The organism is Rhodopirellula sp. UH5 (assembly GCF_056839225.1).
Map to the genome: position 1 here is coordinate 4,953,041 of NZ_CM166390.1, position 24,249 is coordinate 4,977,289.

The 24,249-nt window shown below is 56.8% G+C and carries 20 protein-coding genes; 7 read left to right on the forward strand and 13 right to left on the reverse strand.

The genetic code is table 11. The features are described from left to right. The first annotated feature begins 21 nt into the window (after positions 1 to 21). Positions 22 to 405, forward strand: coding sequence for a translation initiation factor (locus UH5x_RS17495; RefSeq protein WP_482633169.1), 384 nt, complete (start codon positions 22 to 24; stop codon positions 403 to 405). Here the strand turns inward: UH5x_RS17495 and UH5x_RS17500 are convergent. The 8 genes from UH5x_RS17500 to UH5x_RS17535 form a co-directional block, all read right to left on the reverse strand. Next, positions 387 to 1,070, reverse strand: a complete 684-nt coding sequence (locus tag UH5x_RS17500; protein ID WP_047816531.1) for a class I SAM-dependent methyltransferase — start codon at positions 1,068 to 1,070, stop codon at positions 387 to 389. The genes UH5x_RS17495 and UH5x_RS17500 overlap by 19 nt on opposite strands. A 6-nt stretch (positions 1,071 to 1,076) precedes the next feature. Continuing rightward, positions 1,077 to 2,330 carry a protein kinase domain-containing protein gene (locus tag UH5x_RS17505; protein WP_482633170.1) on the reverse strand — a complete coding sequence of 418 codons (1,254 nt, stop codon included), beginning with the start codon at positions 2,328 to 2,330 and terminating at the stop codon, positions 1,077 to 1,079. Continuing rightward, a complete protein-coding gene (locus tag UH5x_RS17510) occupies positions 2,327 to 4,912 on the reverse strand; it encodes a hybrid sensor histidine kinase/response regulator (RefSeq protein WP_482633171.1) in 2,586 nt (861 codons plus the stop codon). The genes UH5x_RS17505 and UH5x_RS17510 overlap by 4 nt, the downstream gene beginning before the upstream one ends. Positions 4,913 to 4,915: 3 nt before the next feature. Beyond that, a complete protein-coding gene (locus tag UH5x_RS17515; protein ID WP_482633172.1) occupies positions 4,916 to 5,290 on the reverse strand; it encodes a hypothetical protein in 375 nt (124 codons plus the stop codon). Positions 5,291 to 5,303: 13 nt separating this feature from the next. Continuing rightward, complete coding sequence (locus UH5x_RS17520) at positions 5,304 to 6,965, reverse strand: serine/threonine protein kinase (RefSeq protein WP_482633173.1); 1,662 nt, start codon at positions 6,963 to 6,965, stop codon at positions 5,304 to 5,306. Between the two features lie 80 nt (positions 6,966 to 7,045). Continuing rightward, positions 7,046 to 7,780: a polyprenyl diphosphate synthase gene (gene uppS / locus UH5x_RS17525; protein WP_047816536.1), complete on the reverse strand. Its 735-nt coding sequence runs from the start codon at positions 7,778 to 7,780 to the stop codon at positions 7,046 to 7,048. Next, positions 7,777 to 9,237 carry a tetratricopeptide repeat protein gene (locus tag UH5x_RS17530; protein WP_482633174.1) on the reverse strand — a complete coding sequence of 487 codons (1,461 nt, stop codon included), beginning with the start codon at positions 9,235 to 9,237 and terminating at the stop codon, positions 7,777 to 7,779. The genes uppS and UH5x_RS17530 overlap by 4 nt, the downstream gene beginning before the upstream one ends. Then, positions 9,237 to 10,796, reverse strand: a complete 1,560-nt coding sequence (locus UH5x_RS17535; protein ID WP_047816538.1) for a sigma-70 family RNA polymerase sigma factor — start codon at positions 10,794 to 10,796, stop codon at positions 9,237 to 9,239. Before UH5x_RS17535 ends, UH5x_RS17530 begins: the two co-directional genes overlap by 1 nt. 808 nt (positions 10,797 to 11,604) lie before the next feature. On the opposite strand from UH5x_RS17535, the gene UH5x_RS17540 reads away from it, so the two are divergent. Continuing rightward, on the forward strand, positions 11,605 to 12,150 hold the full coding sequence (locus UH5x_RS17540) for a membrane protein (RefSeq protein ID WP_047816539.1): 546 nt from the start codon (positions 11,605 to 11,607) through the stop codon (positions 12,148 to 12,150). A 102-nt stretch (positions 12,151 to 12,252) separates the two neighbouring features. On the opposite strand, the gene UH5x_RS17545 is transcribed toward UH5x_RS17540, so the two are convergent. The 3 genes from UH5x_RS17545 to UH5x_RS17555 form a co-directional block, all read right to left on the reverse strand. Further along, entirely contained in the window at positions 12,253 to 13,080 is an 828-nt protein-coding gene (locus UH5x_RS17545; protein WP_047816540.1) for a class I SAM-dependent methyltransferase, read from the reverse strand. Positions 13,081 to 13,227: 147 nt separating this feature from the next. Further along, positions 13,228 to 13,785, reverse strand: a complete 558-nt coding sequence (locus tag UH5x_RS17550) for a DinB family protein (protein ID WP_047816541.1) — start codon at positions 13,783 to 13,785, stop codon at positions 13,228 to 13,230. Between the two features lie 94 nt (positions 13,786 to 13,879). Further along, a complete protein-coding gene (locus tag UH5x_RS17555) occupies positions 13,880 to 14,371 on the reverse strand; it encodes a thiol-disulfide oxidoreductase DCC family protein (RefSeq protein ID WP_047816728.1) in 492 nt (163 codons plus the stop codon). A gap of 220 nt (positions 14,372 to 14,591) precedes the next feature. Between UH5x_RS17555 and UH5x_RS17560 the strand changes: the two genes are divergently transcribed. Further along, positions 14,592 to 16,340: a hypothetical protein gene (locus UH5x_RS17560; RefSeq protein ID WP_482633175.1), complete on the forward strand. Its 1,749-nt coding sequence runs from the start codon at positions 14,592 to 14,594 to the stop codon at positions 16,338 to 16,340. Next, positions 16,337 to 16,948 (forward strand): hypothetical protein, encoded by a 612-nt coding sequence (locus tag UH5x_RS17565; protein WP_482633176.1) that lies wholly within the window; start codon positions 16,337 to 16,339, stop codon positions 16,946 to 16,948. The genes UH5x_RS17560 and UH5x_RS17565 overlap by 4 nt, the downstream gene beginning before the upstream one ends. Here the strand turns inward: UH5x_RS17565 and UH5x_RS17570 are convergent. After that, positions 16,924 to 17,739 (reverse strand): hypothetical protein, encoded by an 816-nt coding sequence (locus UH5x_RS17570; RefSeq protein WP_482633177.1) that lies wholly within the window; start codon positions 17,737 to 17,739, stop codon positions 16,924 to 16,926. The genes UH5x_RS17565 and UH5x_RS17570 overlap by 25 nt on opposite strands. A gap of 203 nt (positions 17,740 to 17,942) precedes the next feature. On the opposite strand from UH5x_RS17570, the gene UH5x_RS17575 reads away from it, so the two are divergent. The 3 genes from UH5x_RS17575 to UH5x_RS17585 all read left to right on the forward strand — a co-directional run bounded on the left by UH5x_RS17575 (position 17,943) and on the right by UH5x_RS17585 (position 23,543). Continuing rightward, a complete protein-coding gene (locus UH5x_RS17575) occupies positions 17,943 to 18,743 on the forward strand; it encodes a 16S rRNA (uracil(1498)-N(3))-methyltransferase (RefSeq protein WP_482633178.1) in 801 nt (266 codons plus the stop codon). 135 nt (positions 18,744 to 18,878) lie between these two features. Next, positions 18,879 to 20,204 (forward strand): ATP-binding protein, encoded by a 1,326-nt coding sequence (locus tag UH5x_RS17580; protein ID WP_390173959.1) that lies wholly within the window; start codon positions 18,879 to 18,881, stop codon positions 20,202 to 20,204. 99 nt (positions 20,205 to 20,303) lie between these two features. Further along, positions 20,304 to 23,543, forward strand: coding sequence for a serine/threonine protein kinase (locus tag UH5x_RS17585; protein ID WP_482633179.1), 3,240 nt, complete (start codon positions 20,304 to 20,306; stop codon positions 23,541 to 23,543). Between the two features lie 33 nt (positions 23,544 to 23,576). On the opposite strand, the gene UH5x_RS17590 is transcribed toward UH5x_RS17585, so the two are convergent. Continuing rightward, positions 23,577 to 24,242 carry an HAD family hydrolase gene (locus tag UH5x_RS17590; protein WP_047816729.1) on the reverse strand — a complete coding sequence of 222 codons (666 nt, stop codon included), beginning with the start codon at positions 24,240 to 24,242 and terminating at the stop codon, positions 23,577 to 23,579. Positions 24,243 to 24,249: the final 7 nt, after the last annotated feature.

The window sequence follows — 24,249 nt, forward strand, 5'->3', positions numbered from 1 at the left end:
CCTTTTGCCCCCTCCGACGTCATGACGCGTCTTTTCGCGGGAACCCCGTTTGATATTCCACCGACCTGCGATTTGTGCGGTCAGAAGGAATCCGAGTGCCAGTGCACGCCGCAGCAAAAAGCTGACGTGGAGGCTGAAAAACAGCGGGAAGCGGACCGGTTGCCGCCGGAGAAGCAAACCGCTCGCGTTCGACTGGATCGACGCAAAGGTGGCCGCACGGTGACCTTGGTCGAAGGTCTCACGTCGCGAGCCAATGACTTGCCCGAATTGCTCGGCAAGTTGCAATCCGCTTGTGGTGCAGGTGGAACGGTGAAGAAGGCCGACGAACTGATCGAGTTGCAAGGCAATCACGTGGATCGGGTTCGGCAAAAGCTCGGCGAGATCGGCTACCGACTTAGAAAGTGATCGTGGGACAGCAGTCGGTCGATCGCTTCCATTCGCTGGCGACTGGGTGCCGTCAATTTCTGTTTGGCGTGAAGATAACGTTGCTCTTCCGCCAAACGTTGCTGCAGGTCTTCGTCCCTTCGCAGCAGAAACCAAGGGCCGAACATCACGCCTAGGGATTCCTCCAAGCGAACGCTCGCTAGACGGCGGTAAACCGGATCGAGAGCCATTCCAGATCGCCTCAGCAGCAGCACTTCAAAACGACGGGTGCCTGCGGTGCACTGTTCGTCGACCAGCCAGTAGCCGTTGTTCAGTGCCCATTGCCGGACCGATCCGATGGCTTTGTTGGGTTGCAGGATCATCTGGTCAGGCAACCGGTTGGAATGGTTGGCAAGAATGCGAACGATCGATTGCCCGCCCATGCCACAAATGCTGAGCGAATCGAGTTCGTTTTCTTGGATGACATTCAACCCATCTCCCAGCCGGACTTCCGCGTTCAGACCCTGCAAGGTGGCCGTTGAATTCCGGTGCGGTTGCGGTTTGTTTTCGACCGCGATGCCACGCTGGATTCTGCCGGTTGCCAGCAAAGCGGCCAGCAGGTGACCGTGGTCCGAACCGATGTCGGCATGGTTGGTTCCTCGAATCAGGGACGCCACCAATTTCAGGCGGTCATCAAGTCGAGGCATGACGGATCAAGAAGTTGGGATTCGCGAAGCGGCGCGATCGTCCAGGAACCCGCGAAGTTCTCGGGCCAACTGTCCCGCGGATTGCGGTCGTTCGTCGGGATCGTCGGACAGGCATCGAGACAGGATGGATTCGAGTTTTGGGTTGAATTTTGGATTGATTTCTGTCGCGGGTCGCGGATCCGTGTTCGCAATGGCGTCGATCGTTTCCTCTCGACTGAGCGACAACGCACCGTGTGGATGCTCGCGAAGCAGGAACAGATAAAGGATCGTCGCGACCGCGTAAAGGTCCGATCGATGATCCACACTGTTGGCGTCGCCGCGGGCTTGTTCTGGTGACATGTAGAGCGGCGTTCCAAGGACAGCCCCGTCGTGAGTGCTGCTGTTGGAAGCTGGGAGCTTCATGCGGAACATGGACTTGCTCAACCCAAAGTCGACCAACTTGGGTTGCCCGTCAGGGCCCACCATGATGTTGGACGGTTTGACATCACGATGGATCACACCGTGATCGTGGGCGTGTTGCAACGCATCGCAAACCGTTGCCATCATCTCGATGATCCGCGTCGCTCGCGGTGATTCCGAGGTGATGTAATTCGCCAGTGATTCGCCGTCGATCAATTCCATCGCGTAGTACGCCAAGTCACGTTCGAGGTGGCTGGCGTAGATGGTGGCGATGCCAGGGTGATTCATCTTTCGCATCACCTGAATTTCGCGAGCGAAGCGTTCGAAGACCAAGTCCGTTGCAAGGTCCGCGCGAATGATTTTGATGGCGGCGGGCTTGCCTGAAGCACGATGCATGCCTTTCCAAACGGTCGCAAACGCGCCACGGCCGATCAAATGTTCAACGTCGAAGCCCTCGATTTGTGGCTTGGTCCATTTCATCGGTGGCACCGCTTCGATGATTCGGCGAGCGGCTGCCAACCGGCTCTTGAGAAGTGGCGCCACGATCGGTTTGGTCAAGTAATCGTCCGCTCCCGCATCCAAACCCTGAATCATGTCCTCGTCACGGTCGCGACTGGTCAACAGAATGATGTAGGTGAAAGGGTGCTCTGGATCCTGTTTGATCCGGCGACAGATCTCGACCCCTTCCATGCCGGGCATCAACCAGTCCAGCAACGCCAAGCGGGGCGGGTCTTCAGATCGCAAGAGCCGATACGCTTCGTTGCCATCGGCAGCCAGTTCAATTCGGTAGCCCCAGGTTTCGACGGCTGCCGAAATCAAATTACGCCAAACCGGATTGTCGTCTGCGATCAACAATTTCATGGTGTTTCGTTTCCGGGGTGGTCGGATCCGGACGAAGAACGCAAAAATTTCTTCAGTTCAGTTTGGGCCAATTCGAACGCACTGACGAGTGCATTCATGCGATTCTCGAGAAAATGTGACCTCTCTTCTTCAGACGTCTCCCCCAAACAAAAGGTTTCCATGCTGTCCGCGATTTCTTGCGCCTGAGTCGCTCCGAAGGCTGCCGCGGTTCCTTTCAGAGTGTGTGCTGCCCGAGCAACTTGAGTCCAGGCACCTGCGTGGATTGCCCGTTGCAGCTGTTCGATTTGGGATGGCAATTCATCGGAAATCGTTTGGGCCAATATGGTGAGCACCTGAAGATCTCCACCGACATTCTGAAGAATCACCTCGTGATTCAGGGGGGAAGCTCGATCCACAGGGGAGCTTGGCGAGGAAGTTGTCCTGCTTGTGGTGGGGGGCAAAAGCAGATCGTCTTGGTCATCTTGGCGAGAGATTGTGAATGATTCGATCGTGTCAAACAACAGTTCCGGCGGGTAGGGTTTGGTCAGGCATTCATTCATTCCTGCGTCCAAGCAGCGTTGGCGATCCTCTCGCATGGCGTGGGCGGTCAGTGCAATGACCGGAATATCGCGGGCCGGCGATGGCAGGTCGTTTCGAATGATTTGGGTGGCTGTCAGGCCATCAATTTCTGGCATCTGCACGTCCATCAGCACCAGATCAAACGCTTGCGACCGCAGATGTTTCAACGCATCTTTCGCGTTGGATACCGAAGTCACTCGGTGACCACGAGCACGCAGCATCGTTTCCGCAACGGTACGGTTGATGGCACCGTCCTCGACCAGCAACAACTCGCGTGTTTGGGCGCAGTGCCCGAACGAGTTCGTTGGTGCACTGGGCGGGTGGAGTTTCTCAATCTCGTGCTGTGTCGTGCCAATGGGCGTCCGCAACGGGATATCAAAACGAAAGCTGCTGCCTTCGTCCAGAACGCTGCTGACTTGAAGCTGGCCACCCATCAATTCAACCAGTTGGGAACTGATCGACAATCCCAATCCGGTTCCGCCGAAGCGCCGCGTGGTGGACGAGTCGCCTTGGGTGAACGCTTCAAAGATGTTGGCTCGCTGTTGTTCCGTCATCCCGATGCCGGTGTCGGTGATGGTGAACACGATGCGTGAACTTTGGTCCTCCGAAGTGTCCAAGGTCGTCGCGTCCTGGGACTCCTTTTCGATGAAGACCGTGACTCGTCCTTGTTCGGTGAACTTCAAAGCGTTGCCGACCAAATTGATCAAGACCTGACGGAGTCGGGTGGGGTCACCGACGATGATTTCGGGGACGCCAACAGGTGGTTGGAATTGGAGTTGAACATTCTCGTTCTTGAGATTCGCCACCGCGTGCATGGTTTGACTGAGGAGATCTTTCAATTCAAACGGCACCGATTCCAAAGTCATCAGGCCGGAATCAATCTTTGAAAAGTCAAGGATGTCGTTCAGCACTGTCAGCAGTCCTTTTGCCGACGTTTGGATCATGTGCATGTAGTGGCGTTGTTCCTCGTTGAGTGAACAGCGGGTCATCAGCTCGGTGGTGCCCAAGATGCCATGCATGGGGGTGCGGATTTCATGGCTCATGTTGGCCAAGAATTGATTCTTCGTGACGGCAGCTTGTCTCGCTTGCGAGGCAGCTTGCGTTGCCAGGTCACGTTGGTCTTGTAGCAACGCGTGGCTGCGTTGTTGGGCGGCAATGCCGGCTTTGAGCATCCCAATGCTGGTGACCGCGCCCAGGAACAAAGTGATGAGCGCGGCGATCATTCCAATCACGCCGAGACGCGTTAGGATGACCGAGTGGATGTAGTGTTTGGCAGGGAAGTCGACTCCGACCAGGGCTTCGACCTTGCCCTTCGAATCAAACAGAGGTGCGTAAGCGGAAACCCATTCTCCCCAGCGATCGTGGCTGGGTTGATCGGCAAAGGTTGTGTCGCCACGGAAGGCCCTTTCGATCTGCTCAACGCTGCTGTCGTAAAAGATCTCACCAATTTCCGTCTGTCCTTCCCGGACGCCTTCGATCTTCCCATCGCCGTTGTAGTCCGTTTCAGAGTCGACGATGATTTGGAAGGGCTGCCCGGTGGGACGGTCTTGTTCCGTCAGCAAGTGAGTGGCCAGTTCCGATTCACTGAGATGCCGCATGGTGTAGATGTCGGTGACTTGTGGATTGACCGACAGCCAACGCTTTTGGGCGTTGATCATGCGCAGATAAACAGGATCGTCCGGCGATGTTTCCTTGTTGATTCCCGCGTGGCCGAGCTGTTGCAATTCGGCGGCGTAAGTGGGGGCGATGCCAAAGACTTGTTGACGCAATCGAGATCGCTGAAGACGGTCGGCGGTTTCGACTGCGAGGAACCCGCCGGTCAGCAACAGCAAGAGAATCCAGAATGACAACCTCGGCCGGCGACTCGACCCGATGGCTGCGGGGGAAGTCGCTGAATCCGGATGCGTGGATGAGGCGGGAGGCATGGCGCGGCGAACGCGCGAAAGAATGAAGGCATGGCCGGCCAAGAACACGACGCTGAACAGAACGTAGTCGATTCGAAATTCGTACCACGCTTGCCACATCGGTCAGTTGCCTCCAGCGGGGGCGAGCGTGTGAAGCACCAGCATGCCAACTCCGACGAAGAGTGCGATCGTGTAAACGAGCACCACGATTGACCAAAGGAATCGCTGCCAAGTTGCGAAGTTTGGGTTGCGCCACAAGAGCGGGATCCCAAAGGCTCCCGTCACAAAGAACAGCACCGCCAGTGTCGCCACAGGGCGGTTGGACCACTCCGCCGCATCGTCGGCGCGAGATTCGCTCCAGTAAGCCGGAGCAACCGTGCCCGGTTGAATCACGATCGAACGGTGGGCATCGCCTGAGACGCGGTGGGGATCCTGAGCGGTTGGCTCAACACCTTGCTTGGCAGCTGGGATTCCCAGGTTCGCTTTGGCGGAAGTCATCCAGACGATCTCGCTAAGGAAGTTGGTCGACGGCGGCACCGGCAGACGTTTCTGCCAGTCGACTTTGCGCCGTGGCGACAAGTGGTTCGACCGCCGCATTGGAACCATACAGTTCTTCAATGCTGTACCAAATTTTTCGGGCCGCTATGGTCCGTCCTTCCACGAACATTCGATCGGCTTCTTTCAGACGGTCCGTGATGATCCGCGCGGCTTCGGTTTGGTCGGTGTCGGACTGCGAGATGCGAGCGATCCGACTGCGAGCAAGGTTGACCAGAGGCTTGTACTGTTCTTCGTCACCGAGCACCGTGATCATCGACTGATACTTGTCGACCGCGGTCGCATTGTCGCCAAAGGTTTGATACCGCATGGCCTCGGCAACGAGACGCTCCGCTTCATTCTGGAGCGGTAGGTTTCGATTCATTTTGACAGTCAGGGCATGTTCAGCTTCGACCATTCGAACGCGATCAATTTGCTCGGAGGCCCATTCGGCATGTTCGCCATCCGGGAACTGAGCCAGCATCGGTTCGAGGTAGCTGATGCGAGCTTGAGACATCGAGGATCGAGTGTCTTCGGCCAGCAATTCCTCCGCTTCGTTTCGCATCTTGGATTCATTCAACGGCCAAGCGATCCAGACCAGCATCCCCACCAACAGGGCCAAGACTGGTAGCAGCACCAAGGCTTGATCATGCCACGGAGTTGCATTCGGGATGGCATCGATGTCCGCGGTGATCTCTTTCCTGCCCAGCAGTTTACGGGCTTCTTGGCGATCCGCATCGTCCGTGACCGACAACGGACTGAATCCACTGGAGGCATGTTCGGCGACACCACTGCGAGACATCGCACGTCTGCGAACCTCGGCCAGCTGCAACTTGACCGCCGCGGCGGACACGGGACGCTGACCAGGATCTTTGTGGAGCAACTGCATCACCAAACGATCCATCCACACCGGACATTCCATCACCGTGGACGCCACCGACGTCGGTGATTGATACTTCAGGTTGCTGGTGACTTCTTGAACCGTGGAACCGGTGATTGGCGGAGCGCCCGTGAGCGCTTCGTACAGCAACGCACCAAACAGATAGAGATCGGTGCGAGCCGTCACCGGATCGTTCTGAGTGGGGGCTTCGGGGGCCGACCGCATCATCTGGTCGATCGAAGGCGGTCGTGAAATGTGGTAGGGGCCGTTTCGGAACGGAGGCGTTCCGTCAACATCACGGACATCGATCAGCACCGGACTCAATCCAGCAATGATGACCTTGTCGGGTGTGATCCTTCCATGCACGATGTCGCGGTCGTGCAGATACATCAACGCATCGATCAGAGGTTCTGCCAATTCCAAAACCGATTCCCATGGCAATCGTCCTCGGCGCTGGAGCTCTTCCGCCAGAGTTGGTCCTTCGACCAATTCGTGAGCCAGGTAGGCTTCCGATTCTTCAAAACCACCGCCGTAGCATTTGACGATCGCGGGATGATCGAGCCGTTTCAGGCGATCCCATTCTTCCGCGAAGGCTTGCCGGGATTCCAAGGTTCCGCCAAAGGGCATTTGGAACACGCGGACAGCGACTGCCTTCCGCATTTTGATATGCACGGCACGCCACACACGCGCGTCCCTCGCCGACGGGTCCGGACCCAGCGGGGATTCAATGGCGAGCGGACCGAGACGACTGCGAGGCATGGGGCAACGAAAGAAAACGGAATGAAATCAGCACCTTCTCTATCATACCCACGATGCAGGAGATTGGGTCGCGAAGTCGATCAGGCCCCCACGTTTAACCCGCCAAAGCGACGTTGTCGGCCGGCAAATTCATCCAAAGCTGCCTGGAAGTCGTCTCGCTCGAATTCCGGCCAGCATTTCGGTGTGAAGTGCAGTTCGGCGTAGCTGATTTGCCACAGCAAATAGTTGCTGATGCGAATGTCCCCGCCAGTCCGGATCATCAAATCGACATCCGGCAGTCCCGCTGTGTCGAGTGTTTCATCCACCAACGATTCTGTGATCTCATCGATGGACCGCTCGCCGTTTTGGACCTGCTGAGCAACTTTCCGAGCCATGCGTGTCAGCTCGTCGCGACCGCCGTAGTCGACCGCCAACACCAGTTCGGTGCCGGTGTTGTTCTCGCTTATCGCCTGTGTCTTCGCGATTTCTTTGAGGACTTCCTCGCTGAGACGATCGCGTCGTCCGATGAATCGCAAACGCATGTTCTGATCGCGAATGGTTCGCCGTTCCTCGACGAGATATTGCTGAAGCAGGTGCATCAGAAAATCGAGTTCAGCCTGCGGGCGTTTCCAGTTTTCGCTCGACAGGCAATACAACGTCAACGCGTCAAGCTTGAGTTCACTGGCCATTTCGGTGACGGTACGCACCGTCGTCACGCCGCGCCGGTGCCCTTCAATGCGAGGTAAACCGCGTGCCTGCGCCCAGCGGCCGTTGCCGTCCATGATGATCGCGACGTGACGTGGAAGATTCATGCTGAGAAGTGGAACAGAAGTCATGCAAGTTTGGATAGGACCGCTTCGACACACGGTTTCCAATCCCCAAGTTCGGTCTGGCGAACGATTTCAACACTGGGGTACCAACGAGTCGTCTCCCCCGATCGGAGCCAACGCCAATCGGGAACTTTGCCCAGCAGCAATATCGTGCGTACACCAAGCGATCCCGCCAAGTGGGCAATGGCCGTGTCGGTGGTGACCAAGGCATCCAAATTGCGAAGCACCGCGGCGGTGTCCACGAATTGTCCACCGGATTGGTCCAGTTTGTCAGGCAAGCGGTGAACCAAATCTCCCAAATCGCTTTGGTCAAGTTGCTCCGATCCGTGGCCAAATTGCAAGCTGATGGATTTCAGGCCTGGCGTCTCGATCAACGGCCGGAACGTTTCCAACGGAATGCTGCGATAGACATCAGCGTGGTGTTCTGGGTTGCCCTGCCAATTGAGCCCGATCAATTTCTTGCCGGATTGTCTCAACGGCTGAAGGAAATTTCCCCAGTAGTGGACAGTGGATGCAGGGACATCCAAGTAGCCCACGTACTGCCCTGACTCTGTTCTCTCAAACAAATCGGCGCCGTCGTGCAGCTTGCCATCGCGTTGGTACAGACCATCCAGCACTTCGAGGAATGACCCTTGGAAATCGATCGTTGCCCCGGCCGGCAGGCTCGTCAAGGCGGATTGGGCATCGACGTCTGGAATCAGGCATTCGATTCCAAGTCCGGTGCTGCCGACGGCGGACGAGAACAGCGGAATCAGTTTCGGTGGGCAGACGACCATGACCCGGGCGCCATCCTGAGCGAGTGCTCCAGCGACCCGCAGAAAATGAATCGCGTCGCCGAGCCCTTGTTCGGGATAAATCAAAACGGTTTTGCCATCGAGCGGTTGGCCGGACCACACGGGCACATGTCCGCCAGCGGACCGCAAGTGATCTGCGATCGCGGGGCGGCCAACACCGGGCATTCGCCAACGCCAACGGTATTCGTTCCAACCTCGGTCGTAATCACCCTGCAGCAATGAGATCACACCCAGGTTGCGATGCAGTTCCGCGTTGTCGGGCTGGATGGCGAGGCCTTCTTCGTACCATTTCAGGCCACGTTCAATTTCGCCGTTCCAGATCCACAGCGTGCCACGATTCTTGATCGCGGAAAGATAGCCGGGTTGCTGCTGCAGTGCGTTGGCAAAGCTTTCCTCGGCCCGGTCGACCTCACCGAGCATTCGGAAGGCGTTGCCGAGGTTGTTCCACGCGATCGGAAAATTGGAACGCAGGTCGATCGCTTTTTGGTACGAGTCCACCGCACCGGTGAAGTCTCGTTTGTCAAACTGAGCGATGCCCAGGTAGACCCAGGCATCGGCAGATTGGGGCACTTGACGCAAAACGCCGCGATACATTTGCATCGCGGCGTCCACGTTACCCGATTGATGAACTTGCCAGCTTTGCTGCAAGATCTCGGCCAAGGTTGGCATCAGTCCAGGAAGCCAACGAGGTCTTGGCTGCGGCTGGGCTGTTGAAGCTTGCGAACCGCTTTGGCTTCGATTTGACGAATCCGTTCGCGGGTCACCTTGAAGATGTGCCCGACTTCTTCCAGCGTGTAGCTGTAACCGTCGCCCAAGCCGTAACGCAGTTTGATGATTTCGCGTTCACGGTAGGACAGGCTCTTCAGCACGCCGGTGATTCGTTGACGAAGCATTTCTTGTGTCGCACCAATCTGGGGGCTCTCTGCGGTGCCATCGGGCAGCAGGTCGCCGAACTGGCTGTCTTCGCTGTTGCCAACGGGACGGTCCAACGAGATTGGGAAACGGCTCATCGTCAAAACACGACGAGCTTCTTCGATTGTCACATCGGCACGACGCGCGGTTTCTTCGATCGAGGGTTCACGACCGAGTTCTTGCAACAACTGGCGAGCCACGTTGCGAACACGGCTCATGGTTTCGACCATGTGAACCGGGATTCGAATCGTGCGGCTTTGGTCGGCAACGGCCCGGGTGATCGCTTGGCGAATCCACCAGGTGGCGTAGGTGCAGAACTTGAATCCACGACGGTATTCGAATTTGTCCACTGCTCGCATCAAACCGGCGTTGCCCTCTTGGATCAGGTCCAAGAACGACAGGCCCCGGTTGCGATACTTTTTCGCGATCGAGACGACCAACCGCAGGTTGCCTTCGCTCAGTTCCCGCTTGGCTTGTTGGTAATCGCTGTAAACGGTTCCCAACATTTTGACGCGGTTGCGAAGCGAGGTGGGCGTTTCCTGGCAGGCGGTCAGGATCTGACGACGCTCGTGCAGCAATTGCTCACGGACTTCACGGCCGTGTTTGGTTCGTTTTTGCTGACGCACCAACTCATCAATTTCGTCGAGTCGCCGGGAGAATTTCTCCAGCAAGGCGATTCGCGTTTCGATGCGTTGGGTACGCAGACCGAGTTCTTCGACCAACCGAACGGCACGGCGGCGGCGGCGAGCCAGGGCACGCCAAGCTTCGGCACGACGGCGAGCGGGCGCACTCTTGCTCATCGCGACTTTCCAGTCGTGACGGTTGCGGTTGAGCAACGTTTGAAGGGTTTTCAGGTTGTGAGGCAAACGACCAATGATCTGCTCTTTTTCCAAACGGTCGGTCACACTGACCTGAACGGTTCGGTCGAATGGCAACTGGCCGCGATAGACCTTCTTCAGCGTCTTGTAGGCTTCGACCAACACGTAGTGGTTCTCGAGCAACTTCGTGCGGAAGCGGCGGCGAGTTTCTTCGATGCGTTTGGCCAGCTCGATTTCTTGACGGCGCGTCAGCAAAGGGATTTCACCCATTTGCGTCAGGTACATGCGAACAGGGTCGTCCGACCAAGTTTCCGATTCGTCGAGCGCAATCAGTTCGTCCGGGCTGTCCAATTGGACTTCGCCTTCGGGCGCATCGGCAACACTGACCGCGTTGTCGTCTTCGCTGTCTTCGACTGGTAACTTGCGGAATCCTCCTGTGACCACGTCGGTGCTTTGTGCCGAAACGTCGTCGAAATCATCCATCATCGGATCAAACAAAGTAGATACTCCTTTAGGTGGCTGTCTTTTCTATGGTCGACGACCGCGGTTGGTTTGGTGGGTCGTCACAAAGAACGCTGTGGCGAATCAGCGTTCGGGGCAATTTGGTTCGTTTTGGGACATCCGTGTCGTGGGGGCGGCGACACTCGTGTGAGCAGCGCGTCGTCGGAGTGTAATTACGCCGAATGTGAGGTCGAGACGTAATCTGCCGCCTGGCATGGGGTCACTGGTGAAGTCGGTCAGGAGAAGTTCGAGAAGCACTTGGGATTCGAGAAGAACAATCAATCAATAACGAATTCGAAACAGTCCATGTGTTGGGAATCTGGCCAGGGCGAGGGACGCGGGTGCAGATCAACTGATCGACCGACGACATCCATTGAAGAAAATTCCGACACACAGTGACTCTACCACCCGTTAACCTGCGAACCTCCGAACAACTGCCAATTGGAAAAATTTTCCGATTGACCCGGTATTCCATCCTGGAGGCTGAAAAGGGACGGTGGACCGTTTGTTGCGCGAACCGAATCCCATTCGGAAGCGAAGACGAACGATAGCTCGTTGTGGTTGTATCGCGACTCATCCAGAGGATGTCCGGTCAGGCAAACGTGATTCTCGAGATCGACTGGTCAGACAAGCAGAAGAAAATCAGATGAAATTCTGGTCCTGCTTGCCGTCCAATGGCCGTTCGACGAGAGTGACGTCCTGACGGGAGCGATTGGTCGTGTGTTACCCTCAGCACACCGTGATTCTAGTTCCCAGAATGGCTCGGTCCACCCGGGCGTTGTTCTTTTGACCCGCGATTTCAGCCATGTATTTGCTTCCCTGCCCGCATTGTGAAGTTCCTGCCGCCGTCAGTCCCGCTCGAGCGGGTGACCGAATCGCATGCCCGCATTGCGGTCAGGAAATCGCCGTTCCCAAGCTTGGTGAATTGCGTCAACTTCCCACCGCTGAGGGCGACGAAACGGTTGAAAAGTCCAACGCTCGAGCAGCAGAGGGCCGTGCCAACCGGCCGACAGTGCTGTTCACGGCACTGGGTTTGCTAGCGGCGGGGTTGTTTCTTGCCGCAGCGTTTTGTGCCGTGAATTGGGCAACAATTCGTATCCCGATGACCACTGAAGGGCACATCGACGAGTTCCGCCAGGCTTACCAAGAGGTCAGTTCGGCCCAAATGATTCGCGAATGGGAAGAAATCAATCGCAATGGAGTCGACCTGCCCGCGATGTACCAGTACCGGGTCATGGAGCTCGACAAATGGGCTTGGCTGCGGAACGCGGGACTGTTTTCGGGAGCCGGTTTGTTGGCCGTCATCGGAGCCGTTTTTGTCGGTCGATCGGGTCGGGCAAGCGGTGCTTGAGACCTTTCAGAATCCAGAAAAAAAATTCGCGCCGATTTCATTCCCCCAGTTCCCGCGAAGGGACACTTGGTTGGGGACCGATGTGATCGCGAATTTTCGGACTCAACCTTTGTTCTGCAAGACGTAAACCACGTCTTCGCTCGACGCGTCGACCGCGATGGGTTCGTCCAGGTCATAGGCGAAGTCATAGGTCGCCAAGCATTCCCATTGACCGTCCGCTGCGATCAGTCGGTTCATTTGTGCGGGCGTGTAACTCCGCAAGTGAAGCTCATCGTTGATCCGAAAACTCCGGCTCGGCGTGTGAACGTCAAAGCGAATTCCAAAACGCTCCATCCGCTTCTTCTTGTTTCGGTCGATCGTCCACATGTGGGTGTTGATCGCCAAGTTGCCACGACGAGCCGACCAGGATTCTGTTTCGCTGGGGGGGACGGTGGTCGGGGTCAGGTGAACGCCGAGTAAGTAGATCCCGCCACTGCGAACCATGGACGCCATGCTTTGAAGGTGCCCACGAGCGGCGGCTTCGGTGTTGACGTGTCGGAAACTGTTGATGGTGTTGAATGCGACGCAGGCGGGCCCTTGTTCCTTGGACGTTTTCGCCTTCCCCAACGCAGCCCGAAAGTCGGCCGGTGAAAAGTCGCACATGTCAGCGACGATCGCGGTGGGTTTGAACCCGCCGCGTTCCAATCGTTGGTTGCAGAACTGGACGGCTTTTTCGTTCAGATCCAATCCGCAGGTCGCATGGCCTTTGCGACAGAGCGAAGCCATCAGCCGCCCCGTTCCGCAGGCGGGCTCGAAGAACAGCTTGGGTTTGCGAGTCAGGAACGTGTCGGCGCATTCCAAGATGAACTGCGTCTCAGCGGCAATGTCGGCTCCAAAGACCAAGTCGTAGTACTTGGGATGGTCGTAGATGGATTCTTCGAGCACTTCCATGGATTCAGTTTCTTTCATTTCTAACCAGGTCGGCAGGAGTCTCTCGGCATTTGGGCTGTTTCGGTAAGCATTGTTGCTCCCACGTACAACCGGGGCTAACGCCCAAACGGCTCACATGATTGTGCTCGATCATTCCTGCCAACCTGCTTACCGAACAGATTCCAAACCCAGCCCGCGTCGCAGCATTCCGATCTGGCCGGCGTGCAAGCCTTCGTGAATTGGGCAGAAGAGGACCGCCCCCAGTTTGCAGGGATACACCGCGTAGGGCATGTCGATCTCAACCAGCAACTCGGTGGGATCCAGTGAGTCCAACTCCGCCATCGCCAATTCGTACACCCGATTCAGTTTGTCCAGCAACTCTTGCGCGGACGGTTGTCCGTCGGTCGTCGCAGATGGTTTGCTGCCCCGAGCAAAGGTTTTGCGAAAGCGACCCGGGATCAGTTCCAAGTCATCGGGGTGGCGACCCCGCATTCGAAACATCAGCAACCCGTATTGGCTGACGGCCAAGTGGCCGACTTGCCAAGCGACATGGGACACGCCGCCCGGCGGGATCTCGAACCAGCGATCCATCGGCGTCGCTTGCAGGAGTTCCAGGAGGTACTGTCGTGAGAACTCGATTTGGCCGCGTGCGGCCTCGAACATCCGAATCGCGTCGGACAATTCCGGCAACGGTTTGGGAACGGAAGAAGGGGGTGTCTGGCTCATCGAAGAACTTTAGCCCGGCCGTGCGGGTCTGTCACCCAGAGTTCCCTAGTGGTGAGCGGCCTCGGACTTTATCGCCCGCCTGAGCGGATCCGTGTCAGTGAATTGAGCAACTGCCGGTGTCACAGGACTTGCCCGCCAATCGATACCGGCGTTTGGCCAACTCGTGATACAGCCGTCGCCATAGCTTGGCGGTGCCCGGCAGATGCAGCACCGGAGCGGCCAACCAGAGCATCGGCAGTCGCCGCGAAAGATAACGAACGGCGTCAGCACCGCCGTGACGCTGATCGTGTTGATCGATCACGTACATCTGATCCATCAGCTGTTCTTGAGTCAGATCGGGGTAGCGCTGTTGGACCCGTTCGTCATGCAGCGACAAAAAAGCCAGTCGATTGCCGCCCCAATCCAGCCTCCGAAGGCTTCGCACCCCCGCTTTGCAAAAGTTGCATTGGCCGTCGTAGATCACCACATCGCACGCGGGGCACTGGTCCGGATCCGGCAAATCGCTGGATCGGTCCGGGGCGTGCGAAGCGTCGACTGGGGGCTGGGAGGCCATTTTCGCGTCGGTGGTCGTGGAGGGTGCTGACATCATCAGAAGTGTACGTCATGGGGGAACCTCTGGCCCCAGGATTTTGGGACGAGAGTCGAATCAGGATTCCGATCTGGCGAGCCGTTTTCGAGGGAGGACCAGATTCCGCCCGCGAGAATCAGATTCCGCATGCGGGAAAAGCGTCCGCCGCGCTATAATGATAAGAACAAGACCGCACCCGTCCCGAGTTCACAACTGCGGGCCACCCACGGAGCTTTCCATGACCAGCGTTGTCCCATCGCAGGATCCGCACGACGAGTTGACCCAGTGGTCACCCGACGAAGCCAAGACCCTGGTCGAATCGAAGGTCCGCGCGGCTCGCCGACGAATGATGTTCGGCCAATTCGGCCGCACCTTCGCGGTGACGTGGTTCGTTGGCTTGATCGTGGCGACGATCGCTGTTGCCGCCATGGCAATCACGCCGTTGCCGTTGGATCGATTGGGTTTGGATGCGTCCGAGGTGACGGTTCAGACATGGGCGATGGGCTGGACCGCCGCCGTCACCGTGATCTCCATCTTGGTTTCCGCCATCGTGATGTGGGTCTCCGCCCCCTCGGTCATGCGCGTGGCAGCCGAAGTCGATTCGCGATACGGACTGAAAGAACGCTTGAGCAGCGTGCTCTCATCGAGCGCCGCGACCGATGCCAACTCCGCCGCCGGAAACGCGTTGCGTCAGGACGCCGCCCGGCGAGCAAGCAAACTCGACGTGGCGCAGAAGTTTTCTCTGTCGCCTCAGCGTGTCTCTTGGTTGCCGCTTGCGATCCTTCCTATTTTGGCCGTCATGGTCTTCGCCATCCAGCCAGCGACTGAATCCACTTCCGAGCTGAACAATGCGGTCAACGCGAGCGAAGTTCGACAAGTCAAAGTTGCTGCCGCGGAATTGAAGAAGCGTCTGGCTCAACAAAAACGCGAAGCGGATGCGAAAGGTTTGCTCGAAGCCCGTGAGCTGTTTGAGAAAATGGAATCACAGCTCGACAAGATCACCGACAGCAAGACACTCAACCGCAAAGATGCGTTGTTGGAACTCAACGACATCAAAGAACAGATCCAAGCTCGCAAAGATCGACTCGGGTCACCGGAAGAAATCCGCAAAACGCTTGCTCAGATGAAAGGGCTCGAAGGTGGTCCCGCTGAAAAGGTGTTGTCTCAAATTCAAAAGGGTGACTTCGGAAAAGCCGCCGAAGAAATCAAGAAGCTGGCCAATCAAGTGAAAGACGGCAAGCTGACGGAGCAGCAAAAAGAAAAACTGAACGATCAGATCAAAAAGATGGCCGAGCAGATGAAGCAGGCCGCGAAAGATCACGAGCAAAAGAAACAGCAGCTGCAAGAAAAAATTCAGCAAGCCAAACGCGAAGGCCGCAACGAAGACGCGGCGAAGTTGCAACAGAAACTCAACGAAGCGGAATCGGCCGATTCTCAGATGCAGCAAATGCAACAGATGGCGGATGCGATGCAGCAAGCCGCCGACGCAATGCAACAGGGCGACGATGCTGCGGCGGCTCAGGCGATGGAAGAAATGTCTGGGCAGCTGGGCGAAATGCAGCAAGCGATGTCGGAGTTGGAAGACCTCGAGTCGGCGCTGGGGGATCTGTCGCAGTCCAAGAACCAAATGAACTGCAAGCAGTGCAATGGGGATGGCTGCCAGGCTTGCCAAGGCGATGGATTCGGCGAAGGCGACCAACCAGGGATGGGAATGGGACGCGGCAAGGGCGAAGGTGACCGGCCTGAAGAAGAAACTGATATCAACACCTATGACACCCAGGTTCGCGGCAAGGTCAAACGCGGCCGAGCGATCATCGCTGGTTTCGCCGACGGCCCCAACCGCAAAGGCGTGACTCGCGAAGACATTCAATCCGCGATTGAATCGAATCTCAGCGAAGAGAGTGATCCGCTGGAGGATCAGGTGTTGCCACGCGACGAACGCGAACAGACCCGTGAATACTTTGACCGGTTGCGAGAGGGTTCATGAGCCGCGGGAACGTTTGGACGCTTGCCTTGGTCCTCGCCGGATGCATTTGGCGAGGCTTGTGGTTGTCCGCTGGAGTGGCCGATCGAACGTCGGTGGCCGATACGACGCGTGCTGAATTGCTGAATCAGGTGAACGACGCGTGGACGCAGAATAGGAACCTGCCCCGCTCAACCGATTGGAACGACGTTCAGGTGCTGGCTTATTTCGCGGACGCTACCGCCTCGCCTCGTCCTGTTGCTGGTTCATCCAAGTGGCAGTTGGAGTCGGTTCAGCGGTTTGATCCTGACGCAGCGGTGTGGATCGTTTCGGGGCCCGATGGCAAACCGGGCTGGGATGGTTGGGATGACAACCAAGATGGCACGGTTGATGACCTGGGCGAACTTGGTGCCGCGTGGAGCGACGACCATTGCTTGACGCCCTTGGATCCCGACTTTGAACAACTCGATCCGTCGAATGCTCGAATCATCAATCGGGGCACGTTTGTTCTCTCCGATAAGCAAACGTTCATGGCGGAACGATCGGGAAGCCTGACCGATGCTTCGAATCTCTCGAAGCAACCTCGATGGCGATGGACGTTTTCAGATCAGGCAGCTTCCGTCGCTCGTTGAGCGGTCCAGCGTTGCCGTTGTTGATTGAACTGGCGAAGGTCTCGGCTGCCGATTCGCTGGCATTGGCAGTGTGCTCCCCAGGCCAAAACCAAGTGCGTCCAAAACGCGAGTTGTCGGTAGTTTCCTGCGGCCCATTCGGCGATCAGTTGAGCTGCCGATTCTGAGAGCCGGGATTGGAACTGACCCGCATGAGTGAGGGCAGCCAAAACACAACCGGCGAGCGACTGGGTTGAGACATCCATTGAGTGACTGACGCCGGAGGATTTTGCCTGCCCCATCACCAGCAACGTCATGGGGCTTTGTCTTGGATCCAGTTTCAGAGATTGCTGGTACCACTGGAGGGTCGATGAGGGAGGTGATCCATCCACGATGCACAACGTGTGAATGCCGTGGGATTGGTTCGCTCGAGCGACTGACCACCATCGCTGGCAAAGGTCGCGATCGAAGTCCGCGGCATCCGTGCCCATGACATCCAACGGCAAGTCATCCAAACCGTGAGTCGCCATCCACTGCCGCGCCCAAGTGGTCGCCCCCGCACCCGGACGGGCATGCAAATTCGCGATTCCGACATGGTTTCGCAGAACGGTTTCCAACCAGATGCGAGCTTGCGAGTGTTCCGGGGTCGCAAACAGGAACTCCCCAGGTTCTGACGGGAACGACATCCCGGGGGAATTCGCGAATGGTTGACGGAACAATCCCCAGTGGCTTTGATCGGCCTGGCTGAGCAACGGGATCGGCATCGACGGCGGTCTCTCGGGGGAAGAATCGGCTGTCCCGGTGGGAGGTTGCATGAGCCAAGCTGCCGTCGCAGCGTGTTGATGCACGCATCGCTCTTCGGATTCGTGTGCCACCGGGGTTTGCTATTCAGTCAGATCGACTGCCCCGCTCGCCGAGCACTTTCTGTTTCGGTTACCTTGCATCGATCGCTGCAACCGGCACGATTGCACCTTTTCAGTCTCTTGTCACTTTTCGATTTTGGTTTGAACCGACACCCATGACTCGACGCTACTACGTACCCGATTTGCGAACCCAGGCACCCGTGGTGCAATTGCCTGATGAAGAAGCGTCTCATGCGGCGAGGGTCATGCGGGTTCAACCTGGTGACCGAATCGAGTTGTTCGATGGAACCGGTCATCAGTCCGGTGCAGAAGTTGTCTCGGTCAGTAAGCGGGAGTGCGTGGTCCGATGCGATGCGATTGAGACAGTGAATCGGGAACCCCTTGTCGCGGTGGACTTGGCGATTGGTTTTCCAAAACCAGATCGCGCCAAAGAGATGGTGGAACGTCTGACGGAACTGGGGGTCGCCCGCGTGTTCCCGGTGGTGTTTGAGCGGACACAGCGACCTCCAGCCGACAATTTGCTCAGCAAACTTCGGCGGATCGTGATCGAGGCGTGCAAGCAATCTGGACGCAACGCCTTGATGGAGATTGAGTCGCCCATTGAATTTGAATCGTTGGCGAAAAGAATCTCGGGGGCCCAAGCGGGCCGTGAAACGGAGCCCACCGGGCAGTCTCCCGTGGTCTCTTGGCAGCGTGTCTTGGTTGCGATGCCAAATTCTCCGCCGCTGATCGCAATGGAGGATTCATGGCAAGCGTTGAAAGCTTCCGAGGCCGACCAATCCAATTTCGATGGACGACCGAGGACCTTGGCGTTGATTGGTCCCGAGGGAGGGGTGTCCGAGGCGGAACAGCAACGGTGCAACGAGTTGGGTGTCGAATCGGTTGGCTTGGGAAGCCGAATATTGCGGATTGAGACGGCTGCATCGGTTGTGGCGGCGCGTCTGGTGGTCGATTGAGAGTTCTGTACACCATCGAGGCCGACATCGGTTCGGTTTCAAATTGCAAGCTAGGTTTGCATGGCCGACGGATCCATCCCAATGGGGAGGGTCGTTTGGTACCACTGCGAACAACTCCAATTGCTTGCTCCACGCATGAATGCTCTGCTCACCGACACTCACAATTTCGAATCCGCCGCGCTTGGCGGTTTGTTGACGGACGATACGTTTTGGCCGGCCGAACCCCGTTCGCTCAATGAACTCGGGTTGTCGGTCAGCTTCATCGAAGCGTTGACGATCAAATCCATCCATCAGATTGGCACCATCAGCGGCCGCAACGTGGCGACGATGATGGGATTGCCGTTCCGGTTGGTGGAGCCAATTGTGGATGCACTGCGAACCCGAAAGTTTGTGGCGCACGTGCGACCGGCTGCGTTCAACGACTACTACTATTCATTGACCGAGTTGGGACAGAAGCGAGCGCAGACTCACCTGCAGCAATGCAGTTACATCGGGCCTGCTCCCGTGCCTTTGGCGGACTACACACTCAGTGTGGAAGCTCAAGCGGCCGGTGTGGATCCGATTGAGCGAGATGATTTGCAAGCTTCGCTTTCGAAGATCTCTTATCAAGACGAACTGCTCGATCAGATTGGCCCCGCCATCAACAGCAACACCGGGATGTTCCTTTTTGGTCCTCCCGGCAATGGGAAAACGACCATCGCCCGCAGTTTGACGCAGTGCTTGGGACAAGAAATCTGGATCCCGCATGCAATTTTGGACGATGGGAATCTGATCAAAGTCAAGGACGATGCCTATCACAAAGAGGCACCCGTGCCAGAAGGCGACGGTCAATTGTTGAAGTCGCAAGAATGGGACAAGCGGTGGGTGCGGATTCAACGGCCCAGCGTTGTGGTGGGAGGCGAGTTGGTGATGGAGAACCTGGAAGTCCGCCACGATCACCGCTCCAACATTTGCGAAGCTCCGCTTCAAATGAAGAGCAACTGTGGTTGCTTGTTGATTGATGACTTCGGGCGTCAGCGCATCGCGCCGGAAGAATTGCTCAATCGCTGGATCGTGCCGTTGGAGAATCGTTGCGATTACTTGACGTTGCCGACCGGCAAGAAAATTCAAATTCCGTTCGAGCAGCTCATCTTGTTTTCAACCAACCTGAATCCAGATGATCTGGTCGACGAAGCATTCCTTCGTCGTGTGCCGTACAAAATTTTTGTGAACGATCCATCCCCAGAAGAGTTTCGTTCGCTGATGAAAACCGTTGCTTCTCAGATGGGGTTTCCAGAAACCCCGGAAGCGGCCAATCATCTCTTGGCTTACTACCAACAAAACGATCGCCCGCCACGTCGCTGCCATCCACGAGATTTGCTGACACAGGTTGCCAATTTTTGCAGGTATCGTCGATTGCCTTTGACGTTGCGACCTGAGTACCTGGATCAAGCCTGCCGTAGTTACTTCAGTGCTCTTTGATTCTTTCCCGACGGATTGAAAAACGAGGTGGTGATCCGCTTCGCCGACAACTCAAATCATTCTCTTCCAAGTCTTTTCACTGTTGTTCAGTGTCGCCCGATGACCGTCAAAACAACCCACACGATCGCACCAGGTTACGAGCCCATCTCCGGTTACAGGCTGGAAAAGAAGATTGGCGAAGGCGGCTTTGGTGAGGTGTGGTGCGCCAATGCGCCAGGCGGGCTCAAGAAGGCGGTTAAATTTGTCTTTGGTGCCAAAGATGCCAAGCGTGGTTCCCGCGAATTGAAGTCGTTGGAACGGATCAAGGGGGTCCACCACCCGTTCTTGTTAACGCTCGAGCGGTTCGGCATTGTGAATGACCGGTTGGTCATCGTGACGGAGTTGGCCGACGGATCACTCGAAGATGTTCTCAAACGACACCAAGACCGTGGGTCGTGTGGGATCCCTCGCGCGGCATTGCTTTCGTACTTGCATGACGCGGCGGATGCACTGGACTATCTGCATGGCAGCTACCAATTGCAGCACCTCGACGTGAAGCCAGGCAACTTGTTGCTTGTTGGTGGGCACGTGAAAGTGGGCGACTTTGGGTTGCTGAAAGATTTACGCGAGATCGATCATTCGGTGATCGGCGGTCTGACACCAATCTACGCGCCGCCCGAATTGTTTGATGGCCGGCCCAGCATCAACAGCGACCAGTACTCCTTGGCGGTGATGTACCAAGAGTTGCTGACGGGAACGCGGCCGTTTGCTGGGCGCACGATCGCTCAGTTGGCGACCCAACACATTCATGCTGCGCCTGTGCTGGACTCGTTGCCAGCGGCGGACCGTGTGGCCGTGGCTCGCGCCCTTGAAAAAGATCCTGAACGGCGTTTTGAATCTTGCAAGGATTTTGTCGAGGCTCTCCGCACCCCGCGTGGACGCGAAGGGACGGTGGTTCAGACAACGACCAAGGCTAGCGTTCTCACCCGGCAAGAAGCGGTGGAAGATCTGCCAAGTTTGCAATCCAGGTGTGCAATCTTTCATGGACGTGTCACCGGTCACGCCTTGGTGGTCGCCGTCGGCGGTGCCGGGGCCGAATGCCTGCACGAACTGCGGAGTCGCGTCGCGACGCTGCACAGTGCATGCCCGCTGGATTTGCATTCGGTGTTGATTGACACCGACATGAACGCCATTCATGCCGCCCGTCTGGCGGAGGCATCCGATCGCATCCCTCCCGCAACCATTCTGCACACACCGCTGAAGTCTGCTCAGCAATACCGAGAAGGTCGAACCGATCATTTTCGTTCGTTGTCCCGACGTTGGATCTACAACGTGCCGCGCAGCGGCGCGACCGAAGGCATGCGTCCTCTGGGGCGTTTGGCGATGGTTGACCATGCGAAAAGCATTGACACGGGACTTCGCGAATCAATTGATCACTTGGCGGCCGTCTGTGGTGACCGCGTGCCTTCCGTTTACATCGTGGGTTCTCTTTCGGGAGGAACCGCCAGCGGCATGGTGATGGATCTGGCGCCACGAATTCGAACGTTGTTGGATGAAGCGGGGCTGGAAAGTGCTTCGGTTTTGCCGTTGCTTTCGACGGTGTCGTTGCAGGGCAATCCGCATCAACCGCTGACGTTGCATGATTCGCATGCAGCGGTGTCTGAAATCGGGCACTACATGTTGCCGGAGAACAGTTATCCCGGCGATTCGGGGATTCAGTGGCAAGGTGTGCCGGCATCACGAAACCCGCTTCGCAACGCGTATGTGGTGGTGGATGGAGATCATGCTCTGCCTGATTCTTGTTCCGCAGCGGCAACCATCGTGGATTACCTGTGGGTGGATGCCACCGGCGCTGGGGACTTGCTGGCGGAAGCTCGCCGCAGTGACCAAGCCGACGCGGGGATGCTCGCCAAGCCAATGTTGCGTTCGGTTGGTGTGTCGCGTCTGAAATGCGTTCGGGCTTTGGAAGAAAACCTGTTGGCTCCCACCACGGCAAGGCATTTGTTGCTTCGTTGGTTGGGGAATCCGAATGAATCACGGCAGATCGCCGGGCTGACCGCCGAGCGTCTACGCAAACGATGTGGCCTGGATGTCGCTTCTTACCTGGACGAAGCGAAGTCGCCTTTTGGTCAAGACAGCGATGCGATCACCCGCCACCTTTCCGAACTGATTTCACGCATTCCTGTGCCGGAATTGTTGGAAGGAACCAAGATCACACGGTTGTTGAAAGAGACGCTGAGTGAATGCGACGTTCTGCATCGACTGGATCGTCGGGCTGCAACTCAAATGGTGATGCTGCGCCGCGAAATTTCGGTGCGGATGCACGATGGGCGAATTGATGTCACCTCCAGTGTGCAAGCCACCGAAGGGCTGATGAAGTGGTGCAACGACGCGGTGCAAGAGTTGGGACAATTCCGTTTGGATCTGCGACGTCAACAAGACGAAGAACGCAAAAAGGGAGCCTCCCAGCAAAATCTGGAAATGGAGATCGAGTCGGTCGAGAAGTTGGCGATGATGGAACTGGATGTGATCGCATCGGAACTAGCTGCGGAGCAACTGAAGGCATTCACAGAGCGTGTGAAGACCTTGCATGAAACGCTGACCAAGATGGCGATTCGAATTGCACAAGCGATCCGTTGTGTTCCCGGTGACAATCGGGACACAGAAAACCCTTGGGAAGAGATGCCGCAAGAAATCCAAATGCGTTTCAATCCTGTGCTGGAGGATTTGCATTCGCAGACCGCGTCCACTTGGTTGCTTGGCCCGTTGCGGGACTCCAAGGTCGAATGGGACGAGCAAGCGATGGCGGCCGATTTGGTTGCCAAGTGTTTGCCGGTGATCGAAAATGTGATCGACTCGCATCGACATTCTTCCGAAAATCTCACCGACACATCGACTTCAGCGGCAGCGGCGTTGACTCATGAATCAGAAATGACCAACACGCAAACCATTCCCGTCTCACGAGACACCAACACGGCGCAACTCGTCAAAACAGGCATTTGTGAAACGCAGACGTTTGAACGCAAGCCGGGGGGCAATTCCTTGTGGACCGAGCAGACAACGATTGAGTCCGCTTTGCAAGTTGCCTCTCCGCCGTTGTTGCACTGTGGCGGCCGCCAGCGTTTGTTGCTGTTGGTCGGAAGCGAATCGGAGCGAGAACGGTTGGAACCCAAGGTGTCAGCTGCTCACACGGGATCTTTGACGACGGTGGTGATTCCTGGCGTCACGCCAATTCTGGTTCACGAAGCGCAGCAGATTCCGATTGACAATGTCTTGGAACAGTTGGATTTGGTTTCCGGAGGCAACACGCAGGTCAGCAAACGCTTGCACGCTCGAACGGACGTGGACTGGAAGGACTGAGTCGCTTCGAGACACTCCCTTCTTGATTGGCGTTTACGAAACGTCGCTTTTCGAAGGCAGCAGTTCCCACAATCTTCGGTCTGCCAGTGAGTCGGCGACCAGGTGGACATCCTCGAACGCATGCAATTGAGTGTGCTCGTTCGGAACGGCCACCGTGACCGCGCCGGCTGAGACTGCCGCCTTGGCACCGTTGCCACTGTCTTCCAAAACCAGCATTTGAGATGGCGACACACCAAGTCGATCAGCGGCTTTCAAGTACATCTCTGGATTGGGTTTGCCGTGCGTGACGTCGTCACCCGTCAAGACGAATGCCAGGTCGTTGGCCCACTGCGTGGTGGGCAAAATTTGGTCCACAAACTTGCGTCGACTGCTGGTCGCCAAACCAAAGGGCAAACCGCTGTTTTTCAAACGCCCGATCCATTCTTCCAGACCTGGCATCGGTCGAAGTTCACCAAGCAATAGCTCACCGTAAACAACGTCGGATTCAGCTAGCAATGACACTGGATCGTCATCCAGCCGATGGTGCTCAATCATTTGGCCGATCGCTGACAACCCGATCCGACCCATCATCTTTTGTTGCAATTCCAATGTGAACGTGTGCCCACGACGTTGCAACAACACTTGCCCCACTTGGAAGTAAATTCGTTCGGTGTCGAACAACAGCCCGTCCATGTCCAAGGCGACGCCGAGAAGGTGCATGTTCATT